This is a genomic window from Sphingobium fontiphilum (assembly GCF_014196635.1).
GTDB classification, from domain to species: Bacteria; Pseudomonadota; Alphaproteobacteria; order Sphingomonadales; family Sphingomonadaceae; genus Sphingobium; species Sphingobium fontiphilum.
In genome coordinates this window covers 380,931-398,258 of record NZ_JACIEB010000002.1, presented here as the reverse complement: position 1 = coordinate 398,258, position 17,328 = coordinate 380,931, and the positions used below count along the sequence as shown (strand labels likewise).

Here is a 17,328-nt window from a genome sequence, read left to right as displayed (position 1 = left end):
AACGTCGGCCCGTTCCCACCCGGCGGCGGAGATCGGGAATTGTTTTGACGGTCGCTATGGGGCGTCGTAGAGAATGCGGCTGATGATGCATTGCAGCAGATATTTCGGGCCTGCCCCCCGCCGTCCTGATCGACGCACAGTCGCGGGCCAGGTGCTTTGATGACCGCAGCAACAGCATCGCAACGCCGGGTGATCGGAGAATTTTTCCGCGGCCTGCGCGTACAGGCGAATGTCATCGGCGCTCTCATCATGCGCGAGATTCACACGCGCTATGGCCGCAAGGGGCTGGGCTTTTTCTGGATCATCGGTGAACCGATGATTCTGGCCTTGCTGGTCATGTCCATTCGTGGAACGCACGCGGCCCGTGGTCACAGCGGCATGGACCCGCTGGTGTTCATCGTGCTGGGCTACACCATGTACATGCTCTTCCGCAGCCTGTGGAACCGGGCGGATGGCGCGCTCGAATCCAATATGACATTGCTTTACCACCGCATGGTGACGATATTCGACATTCTGTTCGCGCGCGGCATATTGGATGCATTCGGGGCGGTGGGGGCGTTTCTGGTCATCGTGACAGTGCTCATCATCATGGGGATCGCCGATTTCCCGGCCCGTCCCATGGAGTTTGTGATCGGTATATTGCTGCTCTTCTGGTGGTCGTTCTCGCTGTCGATGATTATCTGCGCTGCGTCCTATGAAAACCCCGTCGTTCAGAAATTCGTGCATCCGATCAGCTATATCTTGCTGCCCCTGTCCGGCGCGTTCTTCGCAGCGGAGTGGTTCCCCTATTCCGTCCACCAATATCTCGAATGGTGGCCGATGCTGATCATTTTCGAGGAAATCCGCTACGGCTGGTTCGAAGGGGCGTCCGACAAGTTCTGTTTCATCGGCTACACCTCTCTTGTCTGTATGATTTTGACCTTTATCGGATTGCAGTCGATCCGTGCGGTCCGCAATAGGATCCATCTGTGATGCAAGAATTGTCCGCCCCATTGGGCCATGAAGGCGCGCAGTCCCGCCGGATTAGATCGGTCATCGTCCGCCGGCTTTGGCGCCTGCGCTATTTCCTGATGGTGGTGATGCTGCCGACGCTGATCGTCGGCGCTTATTTCGCCTTTTTCGCCGCCGATCAGTATGAATCCGAAGCGCATCTGCTCGTTCGTTCGGGCAGCGGCGATCGAGGCGGTTCGGGCGGCATCGAATCCATGCTCCGCTCGGTCGGCGGATCGGGGTTGGAGGGCGCGGTTCAGGCGATCCCGTTGGCCGATTATATGCGCTCGCATGATGTGGTCGCATCGCTGCGCAAGAACAACAATCTGGTCGAGCGTTATCGCAGGCCCGAAGCGGACATGATTGCGCGCCTCAATGGCGAAGACCCCGCATCGGAGACGCTGCTGAAATATTATCGCAGCCGCACCGACGTTGAACTGAACACCGATACCGGCATCCTGACGGTTCGTGTGCGCACGTTCCGCCCGAAGGATTCGTTCGAGTTGATGAACGCTCTGCTCGATCTGGGTGAGGAGCGCGTCAACGCGCTGAACGAGAGGGCCTATGAAGTGGCCATCCGCCAGGCGAAGCGGCAACTGGGTGACGCAGAGGCCGGATTGCGCAAGGCGCAGTCCGCTCTGACGGCATTCCGCAAGGGGCAAAGCGACATTGATCCCGAGGGCAGCGGTGAGGCGCAGTTGCGCCTGGTGACCGAATTGCGCAAGGATCAGGCGCTGGCCGAAGCCGAGATGCAGGCGATCGCATCGCAGATCGGCACCAACAATCCGCAATATCAGGCGCTCAGGTCGAGAGCGTCGGCGATTTCCGAGCAGCTCAATTCCCAGCAGAGCATGTTGGTCGGGAACAGCAAGTCGATTGCATCGCGCCTGGGCGACTATCAGGAACTGCAATTGAGGCAGGAATTTGAATCCAAGCGCTATTCTTCGGCGGCGGCGTCGCTGGAAGGTGCGCGCGAACAGGCGTTGCGCCAACAATTGTTCGTCGTGCGGCTGGTCCAGCCGAGCTACCCGGTCAAGGCGACCTATCCCAAGGGGCTGCGCGGCACCGTGGCGGTGTTTCTGGTGCTGATGCTGAGCTATGGCATCGCCTGGCTGCTGATTGCGGGCGTGCGCGAACACGCCGCCTGAATTTGGCGGACAGGACGGGTTGGTTAGTTGGGGGGCTACGACCATTTCGGGACCGATGCGCAAGGCCAGGGCATTGTTCAATCGCCTGCGCGGACGATATCGTTCGGCCGGCGTGTCGGTTTCGGCCGAGGTTTACCGGCTGATTTCGGCGGGCAACGCCGCGCGTTCGGCCGAGCAATGGGCCAAGGCGGCGCGGCACTATCAGGCCGCGCTGGAAATTCAGCCCTCGCTGACCCACATCTGGATCCAGCTTGGCCATATGCTCAAGGAGGAGCGGCGGCTGGACGAGGCGATGGCGGCCTATGCCAGGGCCGAGGAAAATGATCCGACCGCCAGCGAAGCGGCGGTCCATCAGGGCCATGTCGCCAAGCTGATGAAGGACGGCGCCGCCGCCACGGCCCATTTTCTGCGCGCCTATCAGCATGGGCGGGACGACCCTGACGCGCTACGCGAACTTCTGGAGTTGCTGGAACGCGGCGATTCTCGACTGTCGGACCAGCTTCTGGCGGTTCTCAAGCCCACCGCTGGACCAGCGGCTGTATCGGCTGCACCCGCCGATATCGTGGTTGAGGATGGCGTGAGCGTCGTCGTGTTCGATGCGTCCGACCTGATTTCCTATTTCGGCAATGCGCGTTTGCCCACCGGCATTCAGCGCGTGCAGATCGCCACGATCACCGGGGCGCTGGAAAACCGGCCAAAGGGCAGCGTGCGGATCTGCTGCTTCTCCGACCGCGGCGACAATTGGCGGGAAGTGCCGGTCGCCAATTTTCTGGAACTGGCGGGGCTGGCCGTCCTCAGCGGCGACCGCAGGGATCCCGAATGGATCGACGCCTATATGCGGTTGAAGGTGGAGGTGCTGCTCGCCCCGCCGCTGGTTTTCCCGCAGGGCGCCTTTCTGGTCAATCTGGGCACGTCCTGGTGGTTGCAGAATTATTTCATGTTCGTGCGCGAGGCCAAGCGCCTGCACAACATCCGCTATGTGCCCTTCGTCCATGATTTCATCCCGATCATGACGCCGGAACATTGCATCAAGCAATTGACGCAGGACTTCATAAGCTGGGCGCTGGGCGTTTACCAGCACGCCGACTTTTTCCTGGTCAACAGCCAGGCGACCAAGAAGGACCTGCTGAAGGTAGCCGACATTCTGGGCCATCAGGTGTCGCCCGATGCGGTGTCCGTGATCCCGCTCAACGCGCGTTTCGGGTCGCCCGATGCCCCGCGCGCTTCCCTTGAAAAGCTGCACAAGTGGAAAATCGAGCCTGGCAAGTTCGTGCTGTTCGTGTCGACCATCGAATCGCGCAAAAATCATATCGGCGCGCTCGATGCCTGGCTGGACATGATCCAGCGCCATGGCGCGGCGAACATCCCCAAGCTGGTCTGTGTGGGCAATCGCGGCTGGCTGAACGATGCCGTCTATTCCCGGATCGAAAATTCGCCCGCGCTGCGCAAGCATGTGGTGATGTTGCAGGGTCTGTCCGACGAAGAGCTGACGCTGCTCTATCGCCAGTGCCGCTTCACCCTCTATCCCAGCAATTATGAAGGCTGGGGCCTGCCCGTCACCGAATCGCTTTGTTACGGCAAGGTGCCGCTGCTGTCCGATTCATCGTCCCTGCCTGAAGCGGGTGGCGACTTTGCCGTCTATTTCGAAGCCGGATCGACGCCCGAGCTGATCGAGAAGGCGGAGCGGCTGATCTTCGACGATGCCGAACTGGCGCGGCTGGAGGCGAAGATCGCAACCGAGTTCCGGCCGCGCGGCTGGGAAGACATTGCGGCGCAGATCGTCGAGGAAGTTGAAGCGTTCGTAAGGCGCGCCAAAGCCGAACCGGGTCTGGATGAAAAATCGGATGCGGCCCAGCCGGTCGAACTGGGAGCCTGGTATCCGATCACGCGCAATTATGAGATGCGGATATGGCGTGGCCTGGCGCAGGCGGAGATCTATCGCCGGGGCACGGGCTGGTGGTGGCCCGATGAATGGGGATGCTGGACCAAGCCCAATGGCGGCGAGTTGGCCTTTCGCTTTCCCGACCAGGACGGGCCGCTGCGCTGTTTCCTGCGGATCCATGCGCCGGCGGGCGGGGTGACGCGCTTCACCCTGACGTCGGAGGATTTCGACCTGTCCATCGCGGGGACGATGAAGCCCGACGAATATCGCTGGATCAGTTTCGAAATGCCCGCAAACCTGCCGACTGACGGGGTCTCCATCAGGCTCCAGGGGTCGCACGCCGATGACCTGAACGACCGTAGCGGAGGCGTCGACAAGCGGATCATCGCGGCGGGCGTGGCCGGCTTCTTTTTCTGCCGGGCCGATGACATGATGGCGCGCTTCAACTTTGTCGAAATGGCCGCTTTGAATTCGCTGTCGGCGATCGCCTTCAATCAAGAGGCGCTGCCATAAGCGACGACAGATCCCTGATCGGAACCGGGTCCAGCGCCGAAGTGTGGGCGATTGATGATGACCGGGTTCTGAAACTCTATCATGCCCATGCCAATGCGATTCCGGTTGCGCTGGAGGAGGCGGCGGCGCGCGCGGCCCATGCGCTCGGGCTGAAGGTGGCTCTTCCCCTCGGCCGCGTCGAGGAGGGCGGTCGTTTGGGCATCATGTTCGAGCGCATATACGGCCCGACCATGCTGGCGCAGATGGTGCGCGATCCAGGTCGAATGTGGACGCTGGTCCGCTCGCTCGCGCTGTATCAGGCGCGTCTGCATCGCGATGCGCCGGCCTGGCCTTCAACCACGATCCCCAAGGTGCACACGGTGCTTGCGCACCGGATCGGGCTTTCCGCCGCGAGTGCGCGGGCGAAGGCGAAGGCTCTGGCGCGGCTGGATAGTCTGTCGACCGGCGACAGGTTGTGCCATGGCGATCTGCACCCGGACAATATGCTGATCGCGTCCAGCGGACCTGTGGCGATCGACTGGTCCAAGGCGATGATTGGCGATCCGGCGGCCGATGCGGCGCGGACGGCGCTCCTGATCCGTTATGGCGCGAGCGGCGCGAAAGGCGGCGCATGGGTGTGGCGTCTGGGCGCGGCGATGTCTGCGGGCTGGTATCTGTTCTGCTATTGCAGGGCGTCGGGGATGGCTGTGCGATCGATCCGCGACTGGCGCTTGCCGGTTGCGGTGGCATGGTATCGCGGCCAACCGGAACTAAACCGGTCCGGCATCGCCGCCTGGATCGAGCGGGAAGCGGCGCGATAGCTCGATTGCGGCCGGTCAGCTCAGCCGGTCAATGGCTTCCATATCAAGGCCGCCGGGAATGACCATGACGGGACAGGGCAGGGCGCCCGCATCGGCCCCCGCGAAATGCGCCACTAACGGTCCCGGCGGGCCGGAGGCCGCCGCGCCGAGCACCAATGCCGCCGTTTCATGCTCCTGAAGCATTTCCAGCACGATCTCTACCGGGTCGCCTTGTCGCACGATGGTGGTCGGACGCAGGCCGGCTTCCTCCATCAACGTGCCGGCGGCGCCGACAACCAGCGCCTCGGCGCGTTGCCGGGCTTCGTCTTCCATGGTTGCCTGAACGCTGCCCCACTGAACGAATTCGGTGGGGGGGACGAGGGCGAGGATGCGCACCGCTCCGCCCGTCTTGGCGGCGCGGCGAGCGGCAAAGCGCAGGGCGGTTTCCGCCTCGGGGCTTTCATCGAGCACCACCATATATGTCCGCATTGATCGCGCCCCTCTTCCTGACGTGAATTGTGAGGGAGAAAAGGCGGCTGCGCAAGGGCGCGGCCTTGACCATGACGCCCAAAGCGTGAAAACGAAGCCAGAAAAGACATATATGCCATCCCGCAAAAGAAAGGCCGCGAGCGCATGAGCAAGAACATTCAGATGCCCGCCCTGTCCCCTACGATGGAGGAGGGGACGCTGGCCAAGTGGCTGGTCAAGGAGGGCGATGTTGTCGCCTCCGGCGATCTTCTGGCCGAGATCGAGACAGACAAGGCGACAATGGAGTTCGAGGCGGTGGATGAAGGCACGATCGGCAAGATCATGGTGGCCGAGGGCACCGAAGGCGTGAAGGTCGGCGCGGTGATCGCGATCCTGGTGGAGGAAGGCGAGGATGCCGCATCCGTGCCCGCCGCCGCGCAGGTCGCGCCCGAGCCCGCCAAGGCGACCACGCCCAAGGCCGACCCGGTGCCCGCCAAGCCTGCCGCGCCGACCGCCGTGCCCGCGGCCGCTTCGGGCGACCGGGTGAAGGCCAGTCCGCTGGCCCGTCGCCTGGCGCTGGGCAAGGGGGTGAATTTGTCGGGTATAGAGGGCAGCGGTCCGGGCGGGCGCATTGTGAAGGCCGACGTGGAACAGGCGAAGGGCGGCGCAGCTCAACCGGCCGCGACTCCGGCCGTCGCGCCTGCTTCCTCAGCCCCGCCTGCTCCAGCCCCGGTCGCCGTCGCGGCGCAGGATTTCGGCATTCCGCACGATGCGGTCAAGCTCAGCAACATGCGCAAAACGATTGCGCGTCGCCTGACCGAATCCAAGCAGCAGGTTCCGCACATCTACCTGACGGTTGACATCCGACTGGACAGGCTGCTGAAGCTGCGCGGGGAACTGAATGCCGGGTTGCAGGGACGCGGCGTCAAGCTGTCGGTCAACGACCTGCTGATCAAGGCGCTGGGCGTGTCGCTGATGCAGGTGCCCGAATGCAATGTGCAGTTTGCGGGCGACCAGTTGCTGAAATTCCACCGCGCCGACATCTCCGTCGCCGTGTCCATCCCCGGCGGCCTCATCACGCCGATCATCGAAGGGGCCGATGGCAAGGGCGTTGCCGCCATTTCGCAGCAGATGAAGGACCTGGCCAATCGCGCCAAGGACGGCAAGCTGCAACCCCATGAATATCAGGGCGGCACTGCGTCGCTTTCCAACATGGGCATGTTCGGCATCAAGCAGTTCGAGGCGGTCATCAACCCGCCCCAGGCGATGATCATGGCCATCGGCGCCGGCGAAAAACGGCCCTATGTCATCGACGACGCTTTGCAGGTGGCGACGGTGATGAGCGCAACCGGCAGTTTCGACCACCGCGCCATCGATGGCGCTGACGGCGCCCGGTTGATGGCGGCGTTCAAGGATCTGGTCGAAAGCCCGCTGGGTATGCTGGCCTGATGGGTTCGCCCGATGAGCAGCCGCCGGCCCAGAGCCCGGCGGTTCGCGTCATCGCCATGCCCGCCGACACCAACCCCCATGGGGATATATTCGGCGGCTGGCTGATGAGCCTGATGGATGCGGCGGCGGGTTCGGTCGCCGCCCGCCACAGCCACGGCCGCGCCGTCACCATTTCCGTGGAGGGCATGTCCTTCCTGCGGCCGGTCATCGTCGGCGATGAAGTATCGGTGTTCGCAACCCTCAAATCCGTTGGGCGCACATCGATGAAGATCGACGTAGAAGCATGGCGCCGTGCGCGCCACGACGACCGCAGTTATCGCGTCACCCGCGCGACCTTTACCTTCGTGGCGATCGGAGAGGATCGCCAGCCCCGTTCCGTGCCGCCGCTGGCGGTTCAAGCATAGAGAGACTGACCATGGCAGAAAATTACGATGTCATCGTTCTGGGGTCCGGCCCTGGCGGTTATGTGGCGGCGATCCGTTGCGCGCAACTGGGCCTGAAGACCGCGATCGTGGAGCGGGAGAATCTGGGCGGCATCTGCCTCAACTGGGGCTGCATCCCGACCAAGGCGCTGCTGCGTTCGGCGGAAATCTTCCACTATATGAACCATGCCAAGGATTATGGCCTGGCCGCCGAGAAGATCAGCGCCGACATAGAGGCGGTGGTGAAACGGTCGCGCGGCGTGGCCAAACAGCTCAATCAGGGCGTCACCCACCTGATGAAGAAGAACAAGATCACCGTCCATATGGGCGAGGGCAAGCTGGTCGCGAAAGGCAAGCTGAGCGTCACCAGGGACGGCAAGACCGAGGAATTGGCCGCCAAGGACATCATCGTCGCCACCGGCGCGCGCGCGCGCGACCTGCCTTTCGCGCCGGCCGATGGCAAGCGGGTGTGGACCTATCGCCACGCCATGACGCCGGCGGAAATGCCCAGCAAGCTGCTGGTCATCGGGTCGGGCGCCATCGGCATCGAATTTGCCAGCTTCTATAACGACATGGGCGCTGACGTGACGGTCGTCGAAATGATGGATCGCATCGTGCCCGTGGAGGATGTCGATGTGTCGGCCTTCCTGGAAAAGGCGCTCAAGAAACAGGGCATGACCATTATGACCGGCGCGGGCGTCGAAAAGATCGATGTCGGCGTAAACGGGATCAAGGCGGCGATCAAAGGCAAGGACGGCAAGGTGACGCAGGGCGATTTCAGCCATGTCATCGTCGCCATCGGCATCCTGCCCAATACCGAGAATATCGGGCTGGAGACGCTGGGCGTGAAGACCGAGCGCGGTCATATCGCCACTGACGGCGCCTGCCGCACCAATGTCGAGGGCGTCTGGGCGATCGGCGACGTCACCGCGCCGCCATGGCTGGCGCACAAGGCCAGCCATGAAGGTGTGATCGTGGCGGAAGCGATTGCGGGCGGCCACCCCCATGCGATGGACCCGCGCAACATCCCCGGCTGCACCTATTGCCATCCGCAGATCGCCAGCGTCGGCCTGACCGAAGCCAGGGCGAAGGAAGCGGGTTATGAGGTGAAGGTCGGCATGTTCCCCTTCATCGGCAATGGCAAGGCGATTGCGCTGGGCGAGGCGGAAGGCTTCACCAAGACGGTGTTCGACGCCAAGACCGGTGAACTGCTGGGCGCACATATGGTGGGCGCGGAAGTCACCGAAATGATTCAGGGCTTTGTCGTGGGTAAGACGCTGGAGACGACCGAGGCCGAACTGATGGAAACGGTGTTCCCGCACCCGACCATTTCGGAATCGATGCACGAAAGCGTGCTGGCCGCCTATGGCCGGGCGCTGCACATCTGATGTTGTTTTCGTCCGGGCGGGCGCGGCCCGCGCACCGCCCGGACTCCACCGGGGATAGGCAAAGCGCCGTTCCCGTATTGAGCCCTGGCACGCGAAGCGGATCGGGTAACAGGCAGAAGGGGAGCGGGGCGTGAAGACGCAGAGCCAGTTGCGCACGGTTGTAGGCGCCAGCCTGATCGGAACCACAATCGAATGGTTCGATTTCTTCATCTATGGCGTCGCCGCCGCGCTGGTGTTCAACAAGCTGTTCTTCCCGGCTTTTGATCCGCTGACCGGCACGTTGATCGCCTTTTCCACCTATGCGCTGGGCTTTTTCGCGCGCCCGGTGGGCGGTATCGTCTTTGGTCATTTCGGCGACCGGATCGGTCGCAAGACATTGCTGATGATCTCGCTGCTGATGATGGGCCTGTCGACCACGGCCATCGGCCTGCTGCCCACATATGATCAGGTCGGGGCGCTGGCCCCCGCTTTGCTGATCCTGTTGCGATTGGTGCAGGGCTTTGCCGTGGGCGGCGAATGGGGCGGGGCGGTGCTGATCGTGGCGGAGGAAGCGCCATCTGCATCGCGTGGGTTCTGGACCAGTTGGCCGCAGGTCGGGGCGCCGGCCGGCAATTTGCTGGCGGCGGGGGTGTTCGCGCTGTCGTCCGCCTTGCTGAGCGATGCCGATTTTCTCGCCTGGGGATGGCGTATCCCCTTTCTGCTGTCGATCACGTTGGTGCTGATTGGCTACTGGCTGCGGCAGGCGGTTGAAGAAAGTCGCATCTTTGCCGAGGAGGCGGAACAGGCCCATGCCTTCCCGGCGGTCGAAGTGCTGCGCCGCAAGGGGCGGGCGCTGCTGGTCGGGGGCGGCCTGCGCTTTGGCGAGAATATCTGTTATTATGTCGCGACCACCTTTTCGCTGACATATTTCACCGAAATAAGGGGTGGGGACCGTTCGCTGGTGCTGAACGCGGTGTTGATCGGCGCGGCGCTGGAAATGGTGACGATGCCGATGTTCGCCGCGCTTTCCGACCGGGTGGGCCGCCGTTGGGTCTATGGCGCGGGCGCGGCCTTTCTGGTGGCCTGGTTCCTGGCCTTCTTCGCTTTGCTGGATACCGCCGACCCGCTGCTGGTGGGGCTGGCGATCACGGTCGCGATGATCGCCCATGGCGCGATGTATGGCCCGCAGGCCGCCTTCATCGCTGAGCTATTTCCGACCCAGTTGCGCTATTCGGGCGCGTCCATCGCCTATCAGGCGACATCGATCCTGGCTGGATCGCTGGCGCCGATCATCGCGCTGTCGCTATATCAGCTCTATCATTCGATCACCCCGGTCGCGGCCTATGTCGCAATGGGCATGGTGGTGAGCGTGATCGCGGTGTTCTTTGCGCATGAAACAAAAGGCATCGACCTGCGCGATATTGATTGAAGGCGCGAACGACTTTGCCCCGCGCGCGCGGCCACGCTATGGCTGAATGATGGCGGGCGCAGTCTATCCAGTCGAGGGGCGATCGCCCGACCCGCAGGCCGGAAAACCCCCATTGCCGCCCATCTGCGTCGATGGACGGCTGCTTGATGAACCCCGTTCGGGGGTTGCCCATTATGGCGACCGGCTGGTCCGCGCATTGGCCGCCCATGGCGATGCGCCTTGGCGGCTGGACGCACGCCTGCCCGAAGGGGATCGGCACGGATCGGACCCACGCCGTTTTCTGAAGGCGCTGCGCCCTTGGCCGCGCCCTGCGCTGGCCGAGCCGGGCACCGCGCAGGCCGGGGCGTGGCGCGGGCGGATGGAAGGGGCGGACCTGTTCCGCGAGGCCTATCTCCACTTCAAGCTGCTCGGCCGCCTGATGCCGGTGCGGACGGGGGAAGCGCCGGGCATCATGCATTGGACCTACCCGCTGCCGCTGCGCATGGCGGGATGGCGCAACATTTACACCATCCACGATCTGATCCCGCTCACGACGCCGGATCTGTCGCCGGTGAAGGGCGACCGGCTGGCCCGGCTGGTTCGCGCGATCGCGGCCAGCGCCGACCGGATCGTCACCGTGACGCAAGCGGTGCGGCGGGAGGTGATTGCCGCAACCGGCTGCGCGCCGGAACTGGTGGTCGCCTGTCATCAGGCGGTGGACGAGGGGTTGACGCCCGCGCCGCCGCCGGAAGCGGACGCGCCCTTCTTCTTCTGCGGATCAATCGAGCCGCGCAAGAATCTGGTCCGCCTGGTGGAGGCCTATCGGCTGAGCGGGAGCCGCCGCGCCCTTGTCATCGCGGGCGAGGATGGCTGGCGCGCGGACGCGGTGCGCGCCGCGATTGGCGATGCGCCGGGCGTCACCTTCAAGCCCTTTCTGGATCGGGCCGCGTTGCTGGCGCAGATGTGCGCGGCCAGGGCGCTTTTGTTCCCGTCGCTGGCGGAGGGTTTCGGCCTGCCGGTGGCGGAGGCCATGACCATGGGCGTGCCGGTGATGACATCGGCCCTGCCCGCGCTGGCGGAGGTGGCGGGGAATGCCGCCTTGCTGGTCGACCCGGCCGATGCGGGGGCGATCGCAACTGCGATTGGCGCTCTCGACCAAGACGACGCGCTGTGCGCCCGATTGCGGCAGGCGGGGCTTGCCAAAGCGGTCGACTATGGCCCGCGCGCCTATTATGACAGGCTTGAACGGATATATGCCGATGTGGCGCAATATCCCCGATCGGCGATGGCAGGGGCGTGACGGCGAACCGACTGACAATAGGCGTTGACGGCTATAATATGGCGCTGCCCGGCGGCACCGGGGTCGCCAGCTATGGCCGGGCGCTGTGCCGGGCGATCCGGGGTCTGGGCCATGGACTCGACCTGATTTACGGCGTGTCCGTGCCGTCCTCGACGCCGCCCGAAATGCGCGAGACGCAATTTTATTCGGCGCTGGGCCATGCGTTGGCGCTGGGAGAAAAGCCGCGCATGACGATGAAGCGGCGGTTGGTCCGCGCGATGTTGTTGCCCAAGGTGCGGCGGCCGCTGGCCGTGCCGATCGAGGGACGCGTCAACGCCAGCCATTTCGCCAATGCCGTGCCGCCCGCCGACCGGCTGTTCACGCGCAGCGGCCTGTTCGACACGGCGGTCAAGCATTTCCGGCGCTATGGCCGCCCGCTGCGGCTGCGCATCCCCGATCCGCCCGCGATCATGCACTGGACCTATCCGGTGCCGGTCGAACTGGAAGGATCGGCCAATATCTATACGATGCACGACATTGTGCCGCTGGTCATGCCCTATGCCAGCCTTGAGGATAAGCGCTATTACGCCGATGTGCTGCGCTGGCAGATCGAGAATGCGGCGGGCGTCTGCACGGTTTCCGAGGCTTCGGCGGCCGATATCACCCGCATGTTCGGGCTGGCGCCGGACCGGGTCGTCAACCTCTATCAAGCGGCGGACATGGCCGACGCCCGGCCCGATGAGGATCAGGCGCATCTCGCCCAATGGCTGGACACGATCTTCGATCTGGAGCGCGACGGCTATTTCCTGTTCGCTGGCGCTATCGAGCCCAAGAAGAATGTCGGTCGCCTGATCGAAGCCTATCTGCAATCGGGGGTCGAGACGCCGCTGGTGATCGTCGGCCGCGAAGGCTGGCGGGCGGAGGCGGAACTGCGGCTGCTGCGCGGCGGGGCGGGGACGGTGCTGAAGGGCGCGTCGCGCATCCGCCGGGTCGACTATCTGCCGCGCGCGGCCCTGATGCGGCTGGTGCACGGCGCGCGGGGCGTGTTTTTCCCTTCGCTTTATGAAGGCTTTGGCCTGCCGGTGCTGGAGGCGATGACCCTGGGGCGGCCGGTGATGACCACCAATGTCAGTTCTCTGCCCGAAGTCGCGGGCGATGGCGCATTGCTGGTCGACCCCTATGATGTCGACGCAATGGCTGCCGCGATCCGTCGCATGGATGGAGATTCCGCTTTGCGTCAAAGCCTGGGTGCATTAGGCCGCAGCCGGTCCGACATATTCTCGGCGGCGCGCTTTGAACAGCGGATCGACGCCTATTATCGGCATGTGCTTGAGGGAAAAGGCAGAAAATGAAGACTAGCTTTGGCTTTTCGCGCTTTGCCGCGGGTTTTTCGAACCGGAAGCCCGCCCTTGGACTGACCGCGATGGCGGGCATCGCCCTGTTGGGCGGCTGCGCCAGCCTGCCCAATAGCGGCCCGACCGCCAATGAGGTGATCAACAGCGAGCGCGAACAGGTCGCCAAGATGGGATTCACCCTGGTCGACGTCACCGCCGACACCGTGCCCGTGTCGGAGCGCGCCGCGCTGATGCAGACCGGCGGGCTGGAGGCGCTGGCGCGCGATGGCCGCGTCGACCTGCTGGGGCCGGGCGATGTGCTGTCGGTCAGCATCTTCGAAGTCGGCGTATCCCTGTTCGGCGGATCGGCCAATATCGGGGAGGGCGACACGCGCGTGTTCGATCCGACCGCCAAGACGGAGGCGATGCGTGGCGTGGTGGTCGATGATGCGGGCTACATCACCCTGCCCTATATCGGCCGGATCAAGGCGGCGGGACGCACCACCGAAGACGTGCGCCAGCAGGTCATTCGCGGTTTGCGCGGCAAGTCGCAGGCGCCGCAGGCGTTGGTCAGCATCAGCGAAAATGTGACCAACACCATATTGGTGGGGGGGCTGGTCGCCGATCCGGGCCGCCAGCGCCTTTCGCTGGGCCGGGAACGGCTGCTCGACGCGATTGCCGGCGCCGGGGGCGTGAAATCGCCCGCCAGTTGGCAGAATGCGGTGGTGCGCTTCACCCGCGACGGCAAGACCGCCGAAGCCTATTACAACCAGATCACGCCGGGATCGGCCGCGGACCTGCCATTGTTGCCGGGCGACCGGCTGGACATCGTGCATATGGAGCGCACCTTCACCGTGTTCGGCGCGGCCGGCAAGGTCGCGGAAGTGCCGTTCGAAACGGAGAATGTCTCGCTGGCCGATGCGGTCGCGCGCGCGGGCGGACCCAATTCGCAGGAGGCCGACCCGACCGGCGTCTTCGTTTTCCGCTTCGTGCCTGATGCCACCGCGCCCAATGGCGAACGGCCGGTCATCTATCGGATCAACCTGCTCAAGCCGTCCAGCTATTTCCTGGCGCAGCGGTTCATGATGCGGGACAAGGACGTGATCTATATCGCCAATGCGCGATTCAACAAGACGCGGCAGGTGGTGCAGGTCATCAACATGCTGTTCTCGCCCGTGCTTCAGGGCATGATCCTGGCGGATCGGGTCAACCGGGCGAACAACTGATCCGGCCGGGTGGCGGACTCAATCGGCCGCCACCGCCACCTCTATTGCAGCGGCGGCGATCCGCACATCAGCGGGGGTGCGCGTCAGCACTTCGCCGTCGATGGAGATGCGAAGGCGCGGGCGGGTGTCGATGCGAAAGGCGGAGGCGACAAATTCCTGCGTATGGGCGTCGCGGTCGCGCAATTTGAAGAATTTGGCGTACCAGTCGGCGCAGAGCCGCATCAGGCTGCGCCCCGTCACCGCCTGAATCATGATCCGGCCGCTGTCCACTTCGGCTGTTTCCGACAATTCGACGCCGCCGTGGAAACGGCCGTTCAGGATGCGTACTTCGGTTGACCAAAGCCGGTGTTCGACGTTGCCGTCGTCGATGACGAGGCGGAAGGGGCGCAGGTTGAAGAAGCAACGGACCGCCCAGATCAGATAGCCCAGCCGCCCCAGATAGCGTTTGAGGCCGTGGGGGACGGTCGCGCCGATCAGCGGCGACAGGCCGATGGAGGCGGAATTGACGAAATAATCGCCGTTGATGACGCCCAGGTCCACACGCCGCCGCCGTCCGTTGGCGATGGCGGCGACCGCTGCCTCCAGGTCAAGCGGCAGGCCCAGCGTGCGGGCGAAGCTGTTGGCGGTGCCCAGCGGCAGGACGGCGAAGACGCAGTCGCTGCCGACCAGTTCGTCCACCGTCCCCGACAGCGATCCATCGCCGCCGCCCACGATCACCATGGGGGCGCCCGCCTGCACGGACCGGCGCACTGTAGGCGCCATATGGGAAGGGTCGCGCAGCCCGTGCGCGGCGATCAGGCGCACGCCCGCCGCCTCCAGCGCGTCGCGCGCGCGCTTGAACATCGCCTCTCCCCTGCGCGACCGGGCGTTGACGACCAGAACGGCCTCGCGGGGCAGGGGCGTGTCATCCATCACATCGGGACAAAGCCTAAAAGCCGCTGGCCGTCCAACGGATTTTCGCTGTCAGCCGGTCAATTCCACCACATGGTCCGCCAGCCGGTCGACCTCTGCGCGGTCATGGCTCACATAAAGGATGGGGAGAGGGCTGGCGTCGCGCACTCGCTCGATGAGCGTCAATATCTCCTCGCGCCGGGCCGGGTCGACCGATGATAGCGGTTCATCCATCAGCAGCAGGCGCGGGGACGACAGCAGCGCACGGCCGATCGCCACCCGCTGGGCCTCGCCGCCCGACAGGCTGGCTGGCCAGCGGTGGAGAAGATGCGCGATGCCCAGCATGGCGACGATCCGGTCAAAATCCATATTGCCGCCGTTTCGTCCAGCGCCGAACATCAGGTTGGCGCGCACGCGCAGATGAGGGAAGAGACGCCCGTCCTGAAAGACATAGCCCGCGCGGCGACGGGACGGCGGCAGGTCAATGCGGCGGGCGGCGTCGAACAGCGTTGTCCCCGCGACGCCGATATGCCCCTCATCCGGCCGCAGCAGCCCGGCGACCATGTTGAGGATGCTGGTCTTGCCCACGCCCGACGGCCCGACCAGCGCCGTAACGCCCGGGCCGCCTGTCAGCCGCAGGGCGATGGCGCGGTCGCCCAGTCGTCTGCGCACATCGATGTCAAAGCCCATGGCCGCGCCACCCCTTGCCGGCGCGGCGCGCCAGCAGTTCCGACGCCAGCAACGCGCCGAGCGACAACAGCACCGACATGATGGCCAGCCGCGTCACTTCCGCCTCGGCCCCCGGCATTTGCAGCGCGCCATAGATCGCTATGGGCAAGGTCCGGGTTTCGCCGGGAATGTTGGATACGAAAGTGATGGTGGCCCCGAATTCGCCGATCGACCGGGCGAAGCCCAGCACCATGGCGGCTGCGATGCCGGGCAGCGACAGGGGCAGGGTGATCGTGCGGAACACCCGCCAGCGCCCTGCACCCAGCGTCGCCGCCGCGTCCTCCAGCCGCCGGTCGACCGATTCGATCGACAAGCGCATGGCGCGCACCATCAGCGGCATGGCCATGATGGCGGCGGCGATGGCGGCCCCGGTCCAGCGGAACAGCACGCTGACCCCGAACCAGCTTTCCAGCCACAGACCAACGGGCCCGCTGGCCCCGAACAGCAGCAGCAGCAGCCAGCCGGTGACCACCGGGGGCACGACCAGCGGCAGATGCACGAGGGCGTCGAGCAGCAGTAGCCCCGGAAAGCGGCCGCGCGCCAATATATAGGCCAGCGCCAGCGATATGGGCAGCATCGCCGCCACGGCGGTCAGGCCGATTTTCAGCGACAGGCCGATGACGCTCCATTCGTCGGCGCTCAGCATCGGCAGGGTCAAGGCGCGGTGAAGCCGTAGCGGGCGATGATCCCCCGGCCGCGTGCGGAGAGCAGGAACCGGCGAAACGGCTCGGCATCGCCATGGGTGCTGCGCGCCAGCCGGGCGATGGGATAGCGGATCGGCGGATGGCTGCCGGCAGGGAAAAGGGCGACGACACGCACGAGCCGCGAGGCGCGCGCATCGGTGGCGTAGACGATGCCCAGCGGGGCCGCCCCGCTTTCGACCAGGGCAAGGGCGGCGCGGACATTGTCGGCGCGGGCGACGCGCGGCTCCACTGCGCCCCACACGCCCAGCCGGGCCAGGGCGGCCTTGCCATAACGGCCCGCGGGCACGCTGTCGGGGTCGGCCATCGCCAGCCGTCCGTCGCCAATCGCGCGGGCCAGCGGGAAGCGCGGGGCTATGGCCAGGCGAACGGCGCTTTTGGCGGGGGCGATCAGGACCAGTCGGTTGCCCGCCCATGTCGCGCGGCTGCCGCGCGCCACGAAGCCCGCCTTTTCGACGCTGTCCATCCATGTCTGATCGGCGGAAATGAAAAGATCGGCCGGGGAGCCCGCCAATATCTGTCGCGCCAGCGCCGACGAGCCCGCAAAGGACAGCAGCGGCCGGGGATGGCCGCGCGCCGCCCAGTCATCGGCCGCCGCGTTCAGCGCCTCCTGCATGGACGCTGCGGCCAGCACCAGAGGCCCCCGGTCGGCGGCATGGGCGGTGGCGCCGAAAAACAGCATCAGGGCGAGGAGCGGGCGAAGGAATCGGACCATGGCGTCCTTGTGCCGCAAAGCGGCATG

General features: G+C 64.9%; 16 protein-coding genes. 11 read left to right on the top strand and 5 right to left on the bottom strand.

Annotated features, from left to right (window positions below; genetic code table 11):
* The first annotated feature begins 159 nt into the window (after positions 1–159).
* Genes GGR44_RS06260 through GGR44_RS06245 form a run of 4 tightly spaced genes read left to right on the top strand, consistent with a single transcriptional unit; the run spans position 160 to position 5,333 of the window.
* Positions 160–972, top strand: coding sequence for an ABC transporter permease (locus GGR44_RS06260; protein WP_183954599.1), 813 nt, complete (start codon positions 160–162; stop codon positions 970–972).
* Positions 972–2,138: a KpsE/RkpR family capsule polysaccharide export protein gene (locus GGR44_RS06255; protein ID WP_183954598.1), complete on the top strand. Its 1,167-nt coding sequence runs from the start codon at positions 972–974 to the stop codon at positions 2,136–2,138. The genes GGR44_RS06260 and GGR44_RS06255 overlap by 1 nt, the downstream gene beginning before the upstream one ends.
* A gap of 55 nt (positions 2,139–2,193) precedes the next feature.
* The gene (locus tag GGR44_RS06250) at positions 2,194–4,533 is read left to right on the top strand and encodes a glycosyltransferase family 4 protein (protein WP_183954596.1); all 2,340 of its coding nucleotides are present in this window, start codon (positions 2,194–2,196) and stop codon (positions 4,531–4,533) included.
* Positions 4,530–5,333 (top strand): phosphotransferase family protein, encoded by an 804-nt coding sequence (locus GGR44_RS06245; protein ID WP_343052306.1) that lies wholly within the window; start codon positions 4,530–4,532, stop codon positions 5,331–5,333. The genes GGR44_RS06250 and GGR44_RS06245 overlap by 4 nt, the downstream gene beginning before the upstream one ends.
* A gap of 15 nt (positions 5,334–5,348) precedes the next feature.
* On the opposite strand, the gene GGR44_RS06240 is transcribed toward GGR44_RS06245, so the two are convergent.
* Entirely contained in the window at positions 5,349–5,801 is a 453-nt protein-coding gene (locus tag GGR44_RS06240; RefSeq protein WP_183954592.1) for a universal stress protein, read from the bottom strand.
* Between the two features lie 144 nt (positions 5,802–5,945).
* Between GGR44_RS06240 and GGR44_RS06235 the strand changes: the two genes are divergently transcribed.
* The 7 genes from GGR44_RS06235 (at position 5,946) to GGR44_RS06205 (ending at position 14,265) form a co-directional block, all read left to right on the top strand.
* Positions 5,946–7,229: a pyruvate dehydrogenase complex dihydrolipoamide acetyltransferase gene (locus tag GGR44_RS06235; RefSeq protein ID WP_183954590.1), complete on the top strand. Its 1,284-nt coding sequence runs from the start codon at positions 5,946–5,948 to the stop codon at positions 7,227–7,229.
* A complete protein-coding gene (locus GGR44_RS06230) occupies positions 7,229–7,633 on the top strand; it encodes an acyl-CoA thioesterase (RefSeq protein ID WP_183954588.1) in 405 nt (134 codons plus the stop codon). Before GGR44_RS06235 ends, GGR44_RS06230 begins: the two co-directional genes overlap by 1 nt.
* A gap of 11 nt (positions 7,634–7,644) precedes the next feature.
* Positions 7,645–9,039: a dihydrolipoyl dehydrogenase gene (lpdA, locus tag GGR44_RS06225; protein WP_183954586.1), complete on the top strand. Its 1,395-nt coding sequence runs from the start codon at positions 7,645–7,647 to the stop codon at positions 9,037–9,039.
* 130 nt (positions 9,040–9,169) lie between these two features.
* Positions 9,170–10,447 (top strand): MFS transporter, encoded by a 1,278-nt coding sequence (locus GGR44_RS06220; RefSeq protein ID WP_183954584.1) that lies wholly within the window; start codon positions 9,170–9,172, stop codon positions 10,445–10,447.
* Between the two features lie 46 nt (positions 10,448–10,493).
* Positions 10,494–11,726, top strand: coding sequence for a glycosyltransferase family 4 protein (locus GGR44_RS06215; protein WP_183954581.1), 1,233 nt, complete (start codon positions 10,494–10,496; stop codon positions 11,724–11,726).
* Positions 11,723–13,057, top strand: a complete 1,335-nt coding sequence (locus GGR44_RS06210; protein ID WP_343052299.1) for a glycosyltransferase family 4 protein — start codon at positions 11,723–11,725, stop codon at positions 13,055–13,057. The genes GGR44_RS06215 and GGR44_RS06210 overlap by 4 nt, the downstream gene beginning before the upstream one ends.
* Positions 13,054–14,265: a polysaccharide biosynthesis/export family protein gene (locus GGR44_RS06205; RefSeq protein WP_183954580.1), complete on the top strand. Its 1,212-nt coding sequence runs from the start codon at positions 13,054–13,056 to the stop codon at positions 14,263–14,265. Before GGR44_RS06210 ends, GGR44_RS06205 begins: the two co-directional genes overlap by 4 nt.
* An 18-nt stretch (positions 14,266–14,283) precedes the next feature.
* Here GGR44_RS06205 and GGR44_RS06200 read toward each other — a convergent pair whose 3' ends face one another.
* The 4 genes from GGR44_RS06200 to modA are packed head-to-tail and all read right to left on the bottom strand — an operon-like array spanning position 14,284 to position 17,301.
* On the bottom strand, positions 14,284–15,177 hold the full coding sequence (locus tag GGR44_RS06200) for a diacylglycerol/lipid kinase family protein (RefSeq protein WP_183954578.1): 894 nt from the start codon (positions 15,175–15,177) through the stop codon (positions 14,284–14,286).
* Positions 15,178–15,228: 51 nt separating this feature from the next.
* Positions 15,229–15,846, bottom strand: a complete 618-nt coding sequence (locus GGR44_RS06195) for a molybdenum ABC transporter ATP-binding protein (protein ID WP_183954576.1) — start codon at positions 15,844–15,846, stop codon at positions 15,229–15,231.
* On the bottom strand, positions 15,836–16,531 hold the full coding sequence (gene modB / locus GGR44_RS06190; RefSeq protein ID WP_183954574.1) for a molybdate ABC transporter permease subunit: 696 nt from the start codon (positions 16,529–16,531) through the stop codon (positions 15,836–15,838). Before modB ends, GGR44_RS06195 begins: the two co-directional genes overlap by 11 nt.
* Positions 16,532–16,539: 8 nt before the next feature.
* Positions 16,540–17,301: a molybdate ABC transporter substrate-binding protein gene (gene modA, locus GGR44_RS06185; RefSeq protein ID WP_183954572.1), complete on the bottom strand. Its 762-nt coding sequence runs from the start codon at positions 17,299–17,301 to the stop codon at positions 16,540–16,542.
* Between the last annotated feature and the right edge of the window lie 27 nt (positions 17,302–17,328).

Coding starts and splice junctions, on each gene's coding strand:
- GGR44_RS06260 (WP_183954599.1), top strand. CDS start 160: ATGACCGCAGCAACAGCATCGCAACGCCGGGTGATCGGAGAATTTTTC.
- GGR44_RS06255 (WP_183954598.1), top strand. CDS start 972: ATGCAAGAATTGTCCGCCCCATTGGGCCATGAAGGCGCGCAGTCCCGC.
- GGR44_RS06250 (WP_183954596.1), top strand. CDS start 2,194: ATGCGCAAGGCCAGGGCATTGTTCAATCGCCTGCGCGGACGATATCGT.
- GGR44_RS06240 (WP_183954592.1), bottom strand. CDS start 5,801: ATGCGGACATATATGGTGGTGCTCGATGAAAGCCCCGAGGCGGAAACC.
- GGR44_RS06235 (WP_183954590.1), top strand. CDS start 5,946: ATGAGCAAGAACATTCAGATGCCCGCCCTGTCCCCTACGATGGAGGAG.
- GGR44_RS06230 (WP_183954588.1), top strand. CDS start 7,229: ATGGGTTCGCCCGATGAGCAGCCGCCGGCCCAGAGCCCGGCGGTTCGC.
- lpdA (WP_183954586.1), top strand. CDS start 7,645: ATGGCAGAAAATTACGATGTCATCGTTCTGGGGTCCGGCCCTGGCGGT.
- GGR44_RS06215 (WP_183954581.1), top strand. CDS start 10,494: ATGATGGCGGGCGCAGTCTATCCAGTCGAGGGGCGATCGCCCGACCCG.
- GGR44_RS06205 (WP_183954580.1), top strand. CDS start 13,054: ATGAAGACTAGCTTTGGCTTTTCGCGCTTTGCCGCGGGTTTTTCGAAC.
- GGR44_RS06200 (WP_183954578.1), bottom strand. CDS start 15,177: ATGGATGACACGCCCCTGCCCCGCGAGGCCGTTCTGGTCGTCAACGCC.
- GGR44_RS06195 (WP_183954576.1), bottom strand. CDS start 15,846: ATGGGCTTTGACATCGATGTGCGCAGACGACTGGGCGACCGCGCCATC.
- modB (WP_183954574.1), bottom strand. CDS start 16,531: ATGCTGAGCGCCGACGAATGGAGCGTCATCGGCCTGTCGCTGAAAATC.
- modA (WP_183954572.1), bottom strand. CDS start 17,301: ATGGTCCGATTCCTTCGCCCGCTCCTCGCCCTGATGCTGTTTTTCGGC.